The organism is Dyella lipolytica, from assembly GCF_030160075.1.
Classification (GTDB): domain Bacteria; phylum Pseudomonadota; class Gammaproteobacteria; order Xanthomonadales; family Rhodanobacteraceae; genus Dyella_B; species Dyella_B lipolytica.
Map to the genome: position 1 here is coordinate 59806 of NZ_BSNQ01000002.1, position 16169 is coordinate 75974.

Consider the following 16169-nt stretch of genomic DNA (forward strand, 5'->3'; position numbering starts at 1 on the left):
CATTAGCGGCACCTTGGTACGATGTCGCACTACATACGCGGCCGATATCTATTGGTGCGCGGACGATTGGTTCGCTTGCTTCACAAGCCCAGCGAATCGATTGAGCGGACACCCGTAGCCAGGGGTTGCCGGACTACATCCCGGAATAAAGATCGGCGCTAATTCCGGCGGGTGCTTCAGATCCAACATCGAACTTTCTCTCATCTGCTCCATACTTTGGCTGACGTAGTAGGCACGTACGTTGTAATGATCTGTTCCCTTTTCGCGGCGCAGCTCAAAAACCAGCGCACCGCCTGTTGAGGTTGGGTCGGCGGGCTGTTCGGCCAGCATCCAATGAAGATCGAGCAGGCCTGCCAGGGTTTCGATATTGGTGTCGTGACCAACCAAGAAGACGATCTTTGCCTTGTTCGAGCCGATGGCTTCTGCCGTAGGCTTGACGTCGGCGCGTTGTTGCAGCGTAGCCAGGATGCGTGTGGCCAAATGACCTGCGTAGGATCTGGCGATGATCGGCGTGCGCAATCCGATATCGCTGTAAGTCGCGTGCAGGGTGAGCAACTGACCGAGTTGCAACGATGAGATGCGTCCCCATGCCACATCGGACATGGGCATGCCTTCCGCGTACTCGAGGAAGAAATTTTCAGCGAATGTGCTTGCGTTGTGCAGTGGTGACTTGATGCTCAGCAGTCCATCGCCGTGTGCTGGAGCGATCGACGAATCCTGATCCAGCAGGATTTTTTTGCCCGCCGTCTGCGCCGGAGTGCATGTACCGGATTGGCAGCCGAGCAACACGGTCTGCATCTGATCCAGCAAACCTGCGTTTGCCAACGCAAGCCGTTTCGGATCACCACCTATACGTCCGAGCACGGCCGCCATCGCTTCGGCGCGGTCCGCATCGCTGGCATGGGTGAAGTCGTGCGAGAACAAGGCATCCGGACCATTCTTTGGCGACGGATGAACCTCGATGGCACAGTTTGGATCGAAGCCATCCATCAGGCCATGCGCCGATTCCAGCGTGCGCTCTTCATCGTCGGCCACTACGTAAAGGGATGGCGACGCGACGCAACCGTCGAGTGGCAACAGCCCGGCATTCGCATAGTAGGCGCGATACCAGCTTCCCATCATGGCCATCAGTTGCTTGCCATGTGGCGTGAGATAGCCCGCCGGCACCGGCCATGCCGGCCAGGGTTTGCTGGAAAAAACATCCAGCGAACCGGGCTTGGCCGTCGGCGAGCGCACTCCATGGCGACTGAGCACGATTACCAACTGCAAGTCACCGGCATTTTGCGTGTCTACCGCTTTTGCCGTGCCGGACAGACCCAGCAACACGCATAGCAGGAAGCCGATCGCGCGACTTTGTACACGTGCACTGGGATTCATCTGCGTCATCTCCGAAAGGTTTAACAGACCTGCCGATTTACCAGCCACGCATCAGTGCGTACCGACTACCAATACGCCGAAAGATTCTTGCGCGCCACCCTGCCCGGCCACAGCGACACTCGGCGCGGCCAAGAAGACGCGATGCGTTCCAGGATCCACGGCCAGTGTGCGCGCACCATGGGCGGTGACGACATTGCCGATGACCGTATAGTGATCCGCATCGTCCTGATGGATGACCGTCAAGGTGCCATCGGAGTTGGAGCTGAACACCATGTCGGTGTCAGCGTCGTAGCCGGCCGCGTCCGGATCGTCGCCGATGGGCAGTACCGCTACGCGATGGCCATCGGTCGCATCCAGCACGACAAGATGCTGATTGGCGCAAGCGGAGAACAGGCGTTTGTGCTGCACGTCAATGGCAAGACCGGTCGGGCCATCGCAAGGCGTCAGCGGCCACGTCGCTATGACCTTGCCGGCGCGCGCATCGATCTCGGTGATTTGCGAAGTGTCTTCGAGATTGACGTAGATGTGCCCGCTATCGTCCGTCACGGCGAACTCCGGTTTGCCGGGCAACGTTACGCTGGCGGTTTCCTTGGCCGAAACGGGATCGATCACGCTGGAGCTGTTGCTGTGTCCGTTGAAGGTCCACAGTTTGCCGCTCGCCTTGTCGTACAGCATCGCATCGGGATCCTTGCCGCTCACGGCAATGGCCAGCATGGGTTTAAGCGTCGCCAAGTCGAACGGCGTCACACTGTCGCCGTGGCCGTTGCTGACGTAACCACGATGCTGTTCGGGAAGAATCACGACCCGATGCGCGCCGATGGCGCCGGGCACCTCACCGACCAGTTTGCCGCTTTGTGTGTCCATCACCATCACGCGATTGGCGCGCGCTATGTAGAGTCGATGTGCATCGGCATCAAGGGTCAGATAATCCCATTTGCCCGAACCGCCAAGCACGTGCCGCTGCAGCACCGTGTAGTTTGGCGAAGACGCAACGGCTAGGCAGGCGGCGGCGGTCATCAGAAGGCCGACCAGCGTGAATGCAATTCGCTTCATATACGTTTTCCTTTTCGTTTTTTTGAAATGCAGTGGAATCTAGATCGACGTCAATGCACTGCCGTTCGCTGCACGGTCGATGGGCCCGTGTGGCGAACGGCGTGTCTTTGATTGGAGCGGTTTACAAATGGATGCGAACGCCGGCCGTAAAGGTTTGGTCGTAGAACTCGCGTTGGATCGGCCGGTTGTTGGCCGCCGTTTCGGTGAACCGAAGCTTGGTGTTGGTCAGGTTCTTGGCGCCGAAGTACACCGACACCATGTCGTTAAAGGCGTAACTTGCGCCGAAGTCCAGCGACGTACGTGCTGACGAATACTGGTCGGCATAGACGTTCGTGCCATCTGCATTGGTATACAGCAGGCCACCCACGGTGAAGATGTTCTTGCTCTCGTAATAGGCACCGAGATCCAGACGCAGACCCAGGTAATCGTAGGTCAGCGAGAAATTGGCGGTATCGCGCGATGTGGATGGCAGCGAGGAGTAGACCCCTGGATGAATCTGGATGCGTGAATCCACGTAGGTGAAGTTGGTATTTACGCCAAGGCCACTCAGCGCGCCAGGGAGCCAGCGGAATCGATCCACGTATACCAGCTGTAGGCCGCGCGCCCAGGCCGAAGAAATATTCTCGTAGCTGCTAAACGTCACCTGAGTACCAGGTGCGAAGACGTCGAGGATGCCGGTGGGATTGGTGACCGTCTGGATGGTGCCGGTCTGCACGATGTAGTTGGTGAGCTGCTTGTCGAACAAGCCTGCGTACGCCAGACCGCCTTCCGGTAGGTAGTACTCCAACGACAGGTCGAAGTTGTCGCTGTAGGTCGGCTTGAGCGCTGGGTTGCCCTGGGACACAACGTTGTTCACGTCATCGACCTGTGTCGACGGCGTGACCTGCTGGAAGCCCGGTCGCGCAACGGTTTTCGAGTAAACCGCGCGACCGATCAGATCGGTATCGAAACTGTATTTGGCCTGCAGCGATGGGAATACATTGCCGTAGTTACGGTTGATGATATTGGGTGAATAGTTCACCAGCGTGCCGTTGCTGGTAACGATATTCAGCCCTTCGTATTGCGCATTGGTCAGTTCGTAGCGCACGCCGCCCAGCAGGCTCAGCTTGTCCATCGGCTGGAATGCGTATTCGCCATAACCGGCATAGATGTTTTCGCTGTCGTGGCCGAAGGATTGCAGATTGGCCAGGAAATCGTTGGCGCTGTTTTCGACGAACTCGCCGGGGTTGGCGTTGAACAGATTGATGACCGCTTGCGGATTGATGTTGTAACCGTTGTTGTAATGGCCGTCGTAAAAGACGATGGGTTGCCCCGTCATTAACTGAGAGAGCGGGGCCGCCGGCGGGTTGTAATCGAAGTTTTGCTGGGTGTTGTTGCGCGTACGCAAGCGCGAACTGACGCCGAACTTGAGGTATTCGTCGCTGCTTTGCGTGAAGAAGCTGGTCGGAATGGTAACGTTGTCGCCGAAGCTGTATTCCTGATCGTGATCGTGCTCGCTGCTGTTGCTGAAATCATTCAGCGTATAGCCACTCGGATTGGTCGGATTCTGGCCTTGTAGGACGGAATAACTCGGATAGTTTGGGTTGCTGATGTTGTCGTAGGAAACGACGGAGAGACCTGACCCATCGGGATTCGCCGGATTGGGCGCGCCATTGGCGAAATTGATGCCGTAGTCGTAGGGCTTGTTGTACGAGCCGATCGACAGCGACAGATGATAATCCGTGCGCCAACTGCCGAAGTTGTTCTGGCCGCCGAGGATGGCGACACGCGAGTCGATCATCTCCTTCTCGTGCTCCGTCGATTTGACGTAACTGGCGTCATCGACAAGGCCATTGGGATTGTTCGGATCCGCCACCGGTGCCCCGGCGAACTCCAGCGTCAAGCTCTGGCGACTTTTCAGTTCGGTATATCCCGCATCGAAGTAGCGTGCGTACCACTTGTCGTTGTCGTCAGGCTGGAAATCGAACTCGAAGCCGTAACCGTGACGTGTGCGCTGATAGTTGTAGTAGCGCTGATCGATATCGGTGAATGCCTTGTCTGGCACGCCTGCACCCTGTTGGTCGACGTAACCGGCCTCGACGTCGTCGATAGCGCGCCGGTCTTGGTAATACTCCACCGTGCCAATGAAGGAGAAGGGTTTGTAGTTCTTGTCGGGACCGAAGCGAAAGCCACCGGTGAGTTCGTAATCCTTCACCGGTGTATCGCGCAGGTTTTCCAGGCCAGTGCCGAGCTGCACGTCGAGGAACTGATCGCGGTCTTTGGGTATGGTCTTGGAGCTGATCTCGATGGTGCCACCGAGCGCTTCGGCATCCTGCTCGGGCAGATTGGTGTTGGTGACAGTGAGCGCGCCGACCAGTCCCGCCGGGATTGAATCGAATGCCACTGCACGACCACCGCCCGTAGGTGTGGAGACATTGGTTGGCATCAGGCGCACACCATCGAACGTGGTGCTGTTGAGATCGGCGTCCAGACCGCGAATGTTGACGAAGCGGCCTTCGCCAGTATCGGTTTCCAGCGAAATACCCGGCAGACGTCGCACGGCTTCGCCGGCGTTGACATCCGGCAGGCGTTCGATCGCTGCGGCAGGCTGTACGAAGATCATGTTTGGTGCCTGCTGCTGCAAGGCTCGCGCCTCGACATCGGCGGTGACCGGCGCATTGACATTGACCGAGTCGAGCGACTTGACGTCGGCGCCGAACACGAAGTTCTCGACGACCGGGCTGGTCTCATCGACCGTCACTTTGCGCTGCAGAGTGTGCTGCCCTTTCACATTTACGATCACGGTATAAACGCCGGGCGCGACGTTCGGCAGCATGTAGTCGCCGTTTGCATCGGTGATGGTGGACAGGTTCGCTTCGCGAACCACGACGCGGGCGCCCGCGACGGGTTGATGATTGGCGGCAACCTCGACATGTCCACTTAGCGCCGTTGGCGCGGCAGCCACGGTCAACGCAGGCATCGCCAGCACCATCAAACCCAATCCAATCCTACAAGCCTGTGCAAGTGACATGTCCCGAGCCCTCGAATCCGATGAAGTGTCGCGCTGATGGCAAGGTTCTCGATGCCGCGCGTACTCCATCGAAACTAGGCGCAGGGGATGACAGCGAGAATGCAGCTGCTATACGAATCGGTAAGCTTTCTTCGTGGGCGGCGGCGCACCGCCGTCGGTGGGGTGTCGTCCCTAAGTAAATCGCATCTCGATCGCCAGGCCCGGCCTGCGGTCGAACAGGACGATCGGTATGCGATGGAGATCGGCAATAGCCGCTACCAATGCCAGTCCCAGGCCGCTGCCGGGCGATGTGCGACTGCTGTCCAAGCGTACGAAGCGTTGAAAGACGCGTTGGCGTTCGCCCGTCGGTATGCCTGGACCGCTATCTTCGACACAGCCGATCACGCCCTCGATGGTGTTAATGAGTGACAGCGTGATACGCGTTCCCACCGGCGTGTGATGAATCGCGTTTTCGATGAGATTGGACAACATCTGCGTCAGCAGCGCGCGATCTCCCTTGAACGCAAGCCCGGGCTGCACGCGTGCGCTAACGGAATGCCCCGTATCTTCGGCCACCGGGCCATAGGTATCGGCCATCGACGCAAACAGTTCGGATAGGTCCACTGGCGCAAAACCTGCTTGCCGTTCCCGCGCCTGGATGCGCGAAATACGCAGCAGCGCGGCGAAAGTCGCGAGCACGCCATCGACTTCGGCGATCGATTGTTCGATGGCGATACGCTGCCTGACCGGCTCCTGCTCGATGGTGGCTGCCGTTTCCAATCGCTGGCGTAATCGCGTCAGTGGTGTGCGCAGGTCGTGCGCTATATCGTTGGAAACCTGGCGCATGTTTTCCATCAGCGCATGCATTCGCTCCAGGATGCGGTTGAGGCGTCCCGCAAGCCGTACAAACTCGGCGCTGCCCCGCTCCAGCCGCAAAGGCCCGGATTCCTCGCCAGCGACGATACGCTCGGCGCGCGCACTGAGGCGGTCCACCGATTTGACGAAGATGTGGCCGGCGATGCCGCCCGACAACAAGGCAAAGAGCATCGCTATGCCGACGCTGAAGAAGAAGAAACGCGAGAGATCTTCGTCGAGCTCGCCGATGTCGCGGTTATCACGCCCCACGGTCAACCATTTTCCGCCGTCGAGTCGGCTGACATAGAGATCGACCTGATTCGCATGTCCTTTGTGCCGGCCATAGGCACCGCTGATCGGCACACGCTGCCAACCTTCGACCTGCGGACGATAAATCAGATTACCGGCGATGTGACTCCCGTCCGCATCGGAAAGAAGGTAATAGTCGTCGCCTTCCTGCGGGACCTCGAGGCGCTCGCGTATCTGCGGCTCGAGCGTACCGGCATGCGCCGCACCGAGCAGGCTGGCAGTCTCCACTTTCACTGCGTTGAGCAGCTGGTCTGCCACGTACTCGTGAATCTCACGCCATACAAAGCCAAATAGCGCCGCGACGATCACGGCGAAAAGCATGGCCTGCAACACCGCCATGCGAAACGTTGCGGTTTGCAGAAAATTAATCGGGCGCACGCAGGCAATATCCTGTCCCGCGCACGGTGTGCAGCAGTGCCATGCCATAGCCGCGATCGATTTTTGCGCGTAGCCGGCTGATATGCGTTTCGACCAAGCTGGTCTGCGGATCGAAATTGAATTCCCAGACATGCTCCAACAGCATCGAGCGCGTCACCACTTTGCCGGCTTGCATCATCAAGTATTCGAGCAGACGAAATTCGCGCGGTTGCAGCTCGATGACGTGCTCCCCGCGACATACTTCGCGAGCAATCAGATCCATATGCAGATCACCCACGCTCAGCCTGGTGCGTGGCTCCGCCATGGGCGGTCGCCGCGCCAACGCGCCGACGCGCGCCTTGAGTTCGTTGATGGCGAACGGCTTTCCGAGGTAATCGTCCGCGCCTGCATCGAGACCCTCGACACGCGAGTCGGCCTCGCCCAATGCCGAGAGCATCAGCACGGGCATCTGCTTTCCCCTCGCGCGCAGATTCCGGATCAGGGAAATGCCATCCGTATGCGGCAGCATGCGGTCGACGACCAGCAAGTCGTATTCCCGCGTCGTGGCCATATTCCAGCCGGCAGAACCGTCGGGCGCGCATTCCACGTAGTGCTCGGCGCCAGATAGGCTGGTCTTCAGGTAACTCGCGGTTTCGACATCATCTTCCACCACCAGGATCTTCATGCGCCCTCCCGCCATGACCGGGACAATCAGGACCGCCGTCTATCGTCCAGCCGGCCACGAGAGCCGGATGTCGCACGGCGTATCGCGGAGTTTCGCCCCGGCTATGCGGCAATCTGATGACAGATAGGGCGAATCGCCGGCCGACGATCGGTGATGTGACGTCGGTCCTGAATGGGTTCGGGCGTCTTAGCGCGGGGTGCGCAGCGCCGAATCGCGCAGTGCAGCGTCGTGCTGCACTTCATCGTGGGCCGCGATGTCGGCCATGTCCTGGTCGCTATGATGCGGGCGATGCATGGTGCCCGGGGAAGCCGGCACGTCGGAACTTCCATCCTTGTTGATGCTGACGTCCGCAACGGGCTTCGTGGTCATGCGCGGTCCTCGGTGTTTCACCTATTTCCGCATGAGTCTCACCGGCGCGCAAGCTGGTCCGACGACCAACCGCCGCCGAGGGCACGGATCAGCTGCACGCTAGCGCGCAACCGCTGGGTATCCAGTTGCAGCAACCCGCGCTGTTCCTGCAGCGCCACGGTTTGCGCCTGCACGACGTCGAGATAGCTCACCGCACCGTGCTTGTATTGCGTCATCGACAGATCCAGCGCGTGTTGTGCGGCATCCGATGCGTCTTTCTGATCGGTGCTGGCGGTGCCCAAGTGATCGAGCAATGCGAGGTTGTCCTGCACCTGTTGGAACGCACCTAGTACCACGCCGCGGTAAGTGGCACCGGCCTCGTCTGTCTGGGCCTTGGCCACGACGATGGTGGCCTTGCGGTAGCCACCATCGAACAGGTCCGCGGCAAGCATGGGACCGATCGCCCAGATCCGATTCGGCGCGGTAAGCAAATTGGCCCAACCGGTGCTCTGGTAACCACCCTGCGCATTGAGCGTGAGTGACGGAAACCATGCAGCGCGCGCCACACCGATGCCTGCATTGGCGGCGGCGACGCGACGTTCCGCAGCTGCCACATCGGGGCGGCGCTGTAACAACGCCGAGGGCACAGCGAGTGGAACCGCTGGCACGGATATCGCGGCGGTTTGTTCGGGCAGGCTGAAGTTGGACGCATTTTCGCCGACCAGTACGGCGATGGCGTCTTGCATCAAGGTGCGTTGCGCGACGGTCTGCGACCACTGCGAGCGCGCATCGGACAGCTGCGTCTTGGCGCGAGATACGTCTAGACCCGAGACGATGCCACCAGCATGCAGGGTCTCCGTTAGCTTCAATGCTCTCTCGTAAGCTTGGATGGTCTGCTGCAACAGTGCGATCTGTTGATCGAGGCCGCGCAACTGCATGTAGCTATCTGCGAGCTGCGCTTGCAGGCTGAGTTGTGCAGAAGCGAGATCTGCTTCGGCAGCCAGCGCATTGTCACGACCAGCTTCGACCGTATTGCGCACGCGCCCCCATAGATCGACTTCGTAGCTGGCCTGCACACCGACCGTGTAGGTGTTGTAGTCAGCGGGTGCAGCAGGATTGCGCAGCGGCGGCGCGGTATCGGATTGCCGCTGGCGCTGCGCGCTGGCGCCAAGTCCCACTTGCGGGAACAGTTCGGAGCGCGCCTCGTTACTGAAAGCCTGCGCTTGCGTGTAATGCGCCAACGCGGCGGCAAGGTCGGCATTGTTCGCGAGCAGTTTCGTCTGCAGCGCATCAAGCTCGGCGTCGCCGTAGAGCTGCCACCAGTTATTGCGCGGCAGTTGATCCGACGGCTGCGCCGCGACCCACGGCCCGACATCCCGATAGGCTTGCGCCACGGGCGTCGCCGGCGGTTTGTACGCGGGTGCCAGCGAACAACCGCCGAGCACCGCAGCGACAGCAACAGTGAGAGCTAACTCAAGCTTTTTCATGTGGCTTGGCCGCCGTGTCCTGGCTCGCGATCTTCACAGCATCGCCGTCCTTGATGCCGTCGGGCGGGCTGTCGATCACACGGTCTCCCGCGGTTAGGCCGGAACCGATTTCGACCGTCTTGCCGTAGTCGTACAAAATGCTGACGTTCTTGAAGGCGACTTTGTCGCCCGTGCCCACCGTGGCCACGCGCAACCCGGCATTGTCGAAAATCAACGAGCTGGCGGGCACGCGCAATGCGGCGGCATCGACCGGCAAGTTGAAATGCACGTGGGCGAAGCTGCCTGGTATTAGTTTGTTGTCAGTGTTGTCGACCAGCAGTTGCACAAGCGTCGTGCCGGAGGTGGCGTTGACGGCGTTGGCCGAAGCGACGACCTGCGCGTGGAATTCGCGCCCCGGATATTCCGGTACCACTAGCACGGCATCGCTGCCCGGATGGATGGATGGACCGTAGCTCTGTGGCACCTGCACGTACACGCGCAACTTGTGAACGTCCGAGACCACGAATAATTCTGGGCCGGTGCCGCCGCCCGAGTTGATCAAGGCGCCGACGTCGGTATCGCGCGCCGTGACCACGCCATCGAACGGTGCCACGATGCGCGCGAATGCTTTGGTCGCTACGAGACGATCGACATTGGCTTGCGCAGCTTTCATCAACGCCACTTTGGCAGCGTAATCGCCACTGCGTTGGTCCACGTCTTGCTGCGCAACGGAGTCGCTGCCCAGCATCGCCTGCCAACGCTTGGCAGTAATCCCGGCGAGATCGGCGTTGGCCTTGGCGCTGGCGAGATCGGCGCGCGCCTGCAACAGTTGCTGGTCGATTTCCGGCGTGGAAATTTCACCGAGCAGCTGACCGGCTTTCACCGGCGCACCGATATCGGTCTTCCACTCTTTCAGATACCCGCTGACTTGCGCGTAGATCGGCGCGCGCGTGAACGCTTCCAGACGCCCGGGCAGATCCAGCACCGGACCAGTTTTGCCGGGCTCGGGAACGATCACACTGACCGTAGGTACGGCCTGCTCGTTAGTCCAGGTTTTCAGGCTGCTCGCCTGCGTCGCGCGAGTGATCAGGCCGATCACCACGACAGCGACCAGCACGACGCCAACGACGAGCCCGGTCAGACGCAATCCGTGCTTCGACGGCTTCTGAGTGGAGTGAGTAGTAATGACTTCAGACGACATAGCTTGGTTCTCCGGAAGCGTTGGCTTCTTTCGGGGCATGGCTGTGACGCGCATGGACGATGCTGAACACCACGGGCACAAACAGCAGCGTGGCGCCCGTAGCGAAAATGAGGCCGCCGATCACCGCGCGGCCGAGCGGAGCGTTTTGTTCACCGCCCTCGCCCAGGCCCAAGGCCATCGGCGCCATGCCGATGATCATGGCCAGTGCCGTCATGCAGACGGGACGAAAGCGCGTGAAGCCCGCTTCGAGTGCGGCCACGGCGGCATTGCCGTGTTCGGCCAGGCGCTCGCGGCAGAAGCTCACGACCAGAATCGAGTTGGCCGTCGCCACGCCCATGCACATGATCGCGCCCGTCAAGGCGGGCACCGACAACGGCGTATGCGTGGCGAACAACATCCACACGATGCCGGCGAGTGCGGCAGGGAGCGCGGTAATGATCACGAACGGATCGCTCCACGACTGGAAGTTCACCACGATCAGCAGGTAGATCAGCACCACCGCACCGAGCAGACCGAACAGCAGGCCGCCAAAGGCGCTGTTCATGGTTTGCACCTGACCGAGCAACACGACATGCGAACCTTTGGGCTGCTGGTCGGTGGTTGCATTGATCAGCTTCTGCACATCGGTTGCTACGGCGCCGAGGTCGCGGCCTTGCGTGGCGGCATAGATCTGCACGACCGACTGGATGTCGTATTGATCGACTACGGCATTGGTGGTTTGCCGCTTCAGAGTCACTAGACCGCCCAGTACTTGCGCCTGACTGTTGCTGCTGTTCACTGGCAGGTTGCGCAAGGTTGCCAGGCTGTCGAGGGCGTATTGCGGGGTCTGCAAGACGATCGGATACGAAACGCCATTCTTCGGATTCAGCCAGAACGTCGGCGCCACCTGACTGGAACCGGCAAGGTTCACCACCAGGCTGTTGGTGATATCGCGCTCGGTAATGCCCAGCAGCTGCGCTTGCGTGCGATCGACATTGATGTCGAAGCCAGGGTTGGCTTGCGACTCCTGAATACGCGCATCGACGACGCCGGGGATGAGCTTGATCCGTCCCAGCAAGGTATTGGCGTAAGCAAAGTTGGCGGCGAGATTGGGGCCGCGAATCTGTAGATCGACCGGTGCCGGCGCACCGAAGTTGAGAATCTGGCTGACGATATCCGCCGGCGGGAACGAGAAGGTGACACCGGGATAGTCGCGTGGCAGCAATTCGCGTAGCTTGCGCACGTACTCGGCGGTCGGACGATGGCCTTCGGTGAGCGCGATCTGGATATCGCCATCCTGCTCGCCAACCAGACCAGTGTTGTTATAAGTGGTGTTGATACCGCTGTTCGACAGGCCGATGTTGTCCACCACCGTGCCCAGTTCGTTGGCGGGAATCACCTGCCGCACCGTCTTCTCGATGCTGTTAAACAGGTTGGCGGTATCCTCCACGCGCGTGCCAACCTGTGCACGCACGTGCATCAGGATCTGCCCGCCGTCCACATCCGGGAAGAAGTTGCGGCCCAGGAAGGGCACCAGCAGGAACGACACCAGCACAAACGCGAGAAAGCCGATCACGAACGGTTTGCGGTGGCCCAGCGCCAGTTCGAGCACGCCGTGATACGTCGCGCGAATGCGCTCGAAGCGCGCCTCGAATGCGCGCTGGAAACGTACCAGTGGATTGCGCGACGACGGCGGCACGTCATTCGTACCGTGTTCGCCCACATGCGGCGCGTGCGGCTTCAACAGATACTTCGCCATCGTCGGCACCAGGGTGCGCGAGAGGATGAAGGAGCAGATCATGGCGAACATCACCGCTTCGGCCATCGGCACGAACAAGAAGCGCGCGACACCGTCGAGGAAGAACATCGGCACGAACACGATACAGATGCACAGCAGCGAGACGAAGGCCGGCGTCACGATCTGGCGCGCGCCGTCCATGATCGACGTTTCTACATCCTTGCCGTGTTCCAAATGCCAGTTGATGTTCTCGATGGTCACCGTGGCGTCGTCCACCAGGATGCCCACCGCCAGCGCCAGGCCGCCGAGCGTCATGATGTTGAGCGTTTCGCCGAATGCTGAAAGCAGCGCGATGGCACCGAGAATGGCGAGCGGGATCGACACCGCAATGATCACCGTCGAACGCCAGCTCCCGAGAAACAGCAAAATCATCAGGCTGGTAAGCGCCGCGGCAATCACGCCTTCGCGCGCCACACCGGTGATCGCCGCACGCACGAATAACGACTGGTCGCCGATCGGCGCCACCTTCAAGTTGTCCGGCAGGATGCCGCGGCTGTCGGCTAAACGCTGCTTGATACCCGCCACGATGGCGAGCGTCGAGGCCGAGCCGTTCTTCAGCACCGTGAGCAACACCGAGCGGTGGCCGTCCACGTGCACGATGTTGGTCTGCGGTGGCGCGCCGTCGCGCACATGCGCCACGTCGCGGATATAGATGGTGGTGCCGTTGACGTCCTTGATCGGCAGGTTGCCCAGTTCGTCGATGTCGGCCGGCGAGTTGTTGAGGTTCAAGGTGTATTCGAACTTGCCGATCTTCTGCGTGCCGACCGGAATGATCAGGTTCTGCGCCGCCAATGCGTTGGCCACGTCCTGCGCGGACAGGCCGCGCGCTTGCAGCGCGGCGGAGTCCACATCGATCTGCACCTGACGCGTCTTGCCGCCGTACGGATAAGGAATGGCCGCGCCAGGTACCGACACCAGCTGCGGGCGCAAAATATTCAGAGCCAGATCGCCAAGATTCTGTTCGCTCAGCCCATCGCCCGACAGCGCCAGCTGCAGAATCGGCACGGTCGAGGCGTTGTAGTTGAGGATCAACGGCGGCGTGATGCCGGGCGGCAGCTGCTTGAGCAGCGTTTGCGACACCGCCGTCACCTGCGCGTTGGCTGTCGCGATGTTGACGGTGGGTTGAAAGAAGATCTTGATGATGCCGAAGCCATTGATCGATTTGGCCTCGATATGTTCCACGTCGTTGACGGTGGTGGTCAGCACGCGCTCGAACGGCGAGGCGATGCGCCCCGCCATCTGGTCCGGCGGCAGGCCGGTGTACTGCCACACCACGGCGATCACCGGAATCTTGATATCCGGGAAGATATCGGTAGGCGTGCGCAACGCCGCCAGCGGTCCGACGATCAGGATCAGCAGCGCAAGAACGACGAATGTATAAGGCCGCTCCAGCGCAAGCCGTACAATCCTCAACATGTGGACGACTCCAGGGATTGGGGACGGAGAATCCAGGTCGCATGCCGCTCGATGGCATCCATGTAGCGAACCAAGCTCTGGGTGCAACCGGGGTAGCGGCCGCATGCTCCGCTTATATGCAACAACCGCTTATGACAAGTCGGCCGACGCATGGGGAAGGCGTCAGCCGATAGCGGAGCTTAGTTGTGCGACTTGCTAAGATCGATACAGTACCGCGAATGGCTCGATACGTATGACGAATGAATACCTGGAGCTGCGGCACCTGAAATATTTCGTGACGGTGGCCGACGAACTGCATTTCGGGCGCGCAGCGGAGCGTCTTGGCATCTCGCAGCCGCCGCTCAGCCAGCAGATTCATGCGCTGGAGCTGCGCCTGGGCGTCAAACTGTTCGAGCGCAAAGGCCGCGGTATCGTGCTGAGCAACGCCGGTAGCGCATTGTTGCCGCGGGCACGCGGCATACTCATCCAAGCCGAGCGCGCTGCCGAATCGGTGGCACGTTCGCAGCGCGGTGAGCTGGGCGAGCTGCATCTGGGCCTGATGTCGTCCGGGCCGTTCACCTTTGTGGTGCCTCGCGTGCTGGCGCGATTCCGCGAACGCCTTCCCGACGTGCGCCTGGTGATTCACGAGATGGCGACTTCGCAGCAGATCGAAGCGCTGGAACAGGGAGTACTCGATGTCGGCGTGATCCGGCCGGATGCTCTGCCCGACAGCATTAAGTCCATCGAGCTGTTCAAGGACTCACTGACGGTGGTGATGCATTCCAGCAATCCGCTGGCAGCGATCCCCGGGCCGATCGATGTCGCCGAACTGGCGCACGAAGATTTCATCTTCTACCAGCGAAACCTGGCGGTGCGCCTCTACGACGAAGTGATCGCGTTATGCACCAAGGCTGGATTCAATCCGCATATTCTTTATGAAGTTCGCGAGCTTCCCACCATCATCGGGTTGATCTCCGGCGGCTTCGGTGTCGCCGTATTGCCAGGCTCGGTGCAGAGAATGACGGTGGAGAACGTGGTGTATCGTCCAGTGATAGGCATGGAGGCCGCTACGGCCGTGTGGGCGATCTACCGCAATGGCGAGGATCCGATGGTGCGCGCCTTCCTGGAGATTGCGCAGTGTCTTGCTTCCAAAAAATGAAAGTTGCGTGATGTGAACGAGATCGGGCGCAGCCATTCCAAAGGCATTCTGCAGGCGCTGGCCGCTGCCGGCCTGTTCGGGATCAGCACGCCTTTGGCCAAACTGCTGCTGGGTACTGTCGCACCAGGGATGCTTGCCGGTTTGCTGTACGGCGGATCCGGCATCGGATTGATGTTGTGGATGCTGTGGCGGCGCCGGTCGTCTGCGTCGAACGAGGCGCCGCTGGTGCGGCGCGACCTGCCCTGGCTGGCCGGTGCCGTGCTGTTCGGCGGCGTACTCGGCCCACTGTTGCTGATGTTCGGTTTGACACATACGCCCGCTTCCAGCGCGTCGTTGCTATTGAATATGGAAAGCGTGCTTACGGCTGCGCTGGCCTGGGTCGTATTTCGCGAAAACGTGGACAGCCGCATCCTGCTGGGCATGCTGGCGATCGTTGCCGGCGGCGTGCTGCTGTCGGTGCAGCCGACCGGTTATGGCGCTTCTGCTCTAGGCGCGCTGGCGATCGTGGGTGCCTGTCTATGCTGGGCGATCGACAACAACTTTACGCGGCCGATCTCGGGGAGCGATCCGTTGCAGATCACCGCCATCAAAGGCAGCGTGGCCGGCTGCATCAATATGCTGATTGCACTGACGATGGGTTATCGCTTCCCTGCCCCTTCCATGCTGGTGGCTGCGGGATTGCTGGGGTTTGTCGGTTACGGCGTAAGCCTCGTGCTGTTTGTGCTGGCGCTGCGCTCGCTCGGCACCGCGCGCACCAGCGCCTATTTTTCCACCGCGCCGTTTCTCGGCGCGTGCGTGTCCCTACTGCTTTTCGCAGAACATCCCGGTCTGATTTTTTGGCTCGCGGGTGCTTTGATGCTGCTCGGTGTATGGCTGCACGTCAGCGAACGCCATGAGCATGAACACGTGCACGAGGCGCTGACCCACAACCATCGCCACCGTCACGACGAGCATCATCAGCACGACCACGATTTCCCCTGGGACGGCAAGGAACCCCACACCCATCCGCACACCCACGAGCCGCTGTGCCACAGCCATCCGCACTATCCGGATCTGCACCACCGCCACCCGCATCCGTAAGGCACCCGTAAGGCACCGTTTATTTGCATCCGCGGACGCGGATCTAGCCTTGCGTGTCAGGTTTTCCCCACCATATAACGCGTCTCGTGCGTACTCCTTTCCAAGCAACAGCGAGTTG

The 16169-nt window shown here is 60.5% G+C and carries 11 protein-coding genes; 2 read left to right on the forward strand and 9 right to left on the reverse strand.

Going from position 1 to position 16169, the window contains the following annotated elements:
- Positions 1 to 48: 48 nt before the first annotated feature.
- The 9 genes from QQL64_RS00880 to QQL64_RS00920 form a co-directional block, all read right to left on the reverse strand.
- Complete coding sequence (locus QQL64_RS00880; RefSeq protein ID WP_284395129.1) at positions 49 to 1377, reverse strand: histidine-type phosphatase; 1329 nt, start codon at positions 1375 to 1377, stop codon at positions 49 to 51.
- Positions 1378 to 1428: 51 nt separating this feature from the next.
- Complete coding sequence (locus QQL64_RS00885; protein ID WP_284395132.1) at positions 1429 to 2430, reverse strand: YncE family protein; 1002 nt, start codon at positions 2428 to 2430, stop codon at positions 1429 to 1431.
- A 121-nt stretch (positions 2431 to 2551) separates the two neighbouring features.
- Positions 2552 to 5440 carry a TonB-dependent receptor gene (locus QQL64_RS00890; RefSeq protein ID WP_284395133.1) on the reverse strand — a complete coding sequence of 963 codons (2889 nt, stop codon included), beginning with the start codon at positions 5438 to 5440 and terminating at the stop codon, positions 2552 to 2554.
- Positions 5441 to 5611: 171 nt separating this feature from the next.
- Positions 5612 to 6961: a sensor histidine kinase gene (locus QQL64_RS00895; protein WP_284395134.1), complete on the reverse strand. Its 1350-nt coding sequence runs from the start codon at positions 6959 to 6961 to the stop codon at positions 5612 to 5614.
- The gene (locus QQL64_RS00900; protein ID WP_284395136.1) at positions 6948 to 7625 is read right to left on the reverse strand and encodes a response regulator transcription factor; all 678 of its coding nucleotides are present in this window, start codon (positions 7623 to 7625) and stop codon (positions 6948 to 6950) included. The genes QQL64_RS00895 and QQL64_RS00900 overlap by 14 nt, the downstream gene beginning before the upstream one ends.
- A 186-nt stretch (positions 7626 to 7811) precedes the next feature.
- Complete coding sequence (locus QQL64_RS00905) at positions 7812 to 7994, reverse strand: hypothetical protein (protein ID WP_284395137.1); 183 nt, start codon at positions 7992 to 7994, stop codon at positions 7812 to 7814.
- Positions 7995 to 8032: 38 nt separating this feature from the next.
- Entirely contained in the window at positions 8033 to 9460 is a 1428-nt protein-coding gene (locus QQL64_RS00910; protein ID WP_284395138.1) for an efflux transporter outer membrane subunit, read from the reverse strand.
- Entirely contained in the window at positions 9447 to 10640 is a 1194-nt protein-coding gene (locus QQL64_RS00915; protein WP_284395139.1) for an efflux RND transporter periplasmic adaptor subunit, read from the reverse strand. Before QQL64_RS00915 ends, QQL64_RS00910 begins: the two co-directional genes overlap by 14 nt.
- Entirely contained in the window at positions 10630 to 13833 is a 3204-nt protein-coding gene (locus QQL64_RS00920) for an efflux RND transporter permease subunit (RefSeq protein ID WP_284395140.1), read from the reverse strand. The genes QQL64_RS00915 and QQL64_RS00920 overlap by 11 nt, the downstream gene beginning before the upstream one ends.
- 232 nt (positions 13834 to 14065) lie before the next feature.
- Between QQL64_RS00920 and QQL64_RS00925 the strand changes: the two genes are divergently transcribed.
- Positions 14066 to 14971 (forward strand): LysR substrate-binding domain-containing protein, encoded by a 906-nt coding sequence (locus QQL64_RS00925; protein ID WP_284395141.1) that lies wholly within the window; start codon positions 14066 to 14068, stop codon positions 14969 to 14971.
- A gap of 12 nt (positions 14972 to 14983) precedes the next feature.
- The gene (locus QQL64_RS00930; protein ID WP_284395142.1) at positions 14984 to 16051 is read left to right on the forward strand and encodes a DMT family transporter; all 1068 of its coding nucleotides are present in this window, start codon (positions 14984 to 14986) and stop codon (positions 16049 to 16051) included.
- The last annotated feature ends 118 nt before the right edge of the window (positions 16052 to 16169 follow it).

Coding starts and splice junctions, on each gene's coding strand:
- QQL64_RS00915 (WP_284395139.1), bottom strand. CDS start 10,640: ATGTCGTCTGAAGTCATTACTACTCACTCCACTCAGAAGCCGTCGAAG.
- QQL64_RS00905 (WP_284395137.1), bottom strand. CDS start 7,994: ATGACCACGAAGCCCGTTGCGGACGTCAGCATCAACAAGGATGGAAGT.
- QQL64_RS00920 (WP_284395140.1), bottom strand. CDS start 13,833: ATGTTGAGGATTGTACGGCTTGCGCTGGAGCGGCCTTATACATTCGTC.
- QQL64_RS00880 (WP_284395129.1), bottom strand. CDS start 1,377: ATGAATCCCAGTGCACGTGTACAAAGTCGCGCGATCGGCTTCCTGCTA.
- QQL64_RS00890 (WP_284395133.1), bottom strand. CDS start 5,440: ATGTCACTTGCACAGGCTTGTAGGATTGGATTGGGTTTGATGGTGCTG.
- QQL64_RS00910 (WP_284395138.1), bottom strand. CDS start 9,460: ATGAAAAAGCTTGAGTTAGCTCTCACTGTTGCTGTCGCTGCGGTGCTC.
- QQL64_RS00900 (WP_284395136.1), bottom strand. CDS start 7,625: ATGAAGATCCTGGTGGTGGAAGATGATGTCGAAACCGCGAGTTACCTG.
- QQL64_RS00925 (WP_284395141.1), top strand. CDS start 14,066: ATGACGAATGAATACCTGGAGCTGCGGCACCTGAAATATTTCGTGACG.
- QQL64_RS00885 (WP_284395132.1), bottom strand. CDS start 2,430: ATGAAGCGAATTGCATTCACGCTGGTCGGCCTTCTGATGACCGCCGCC.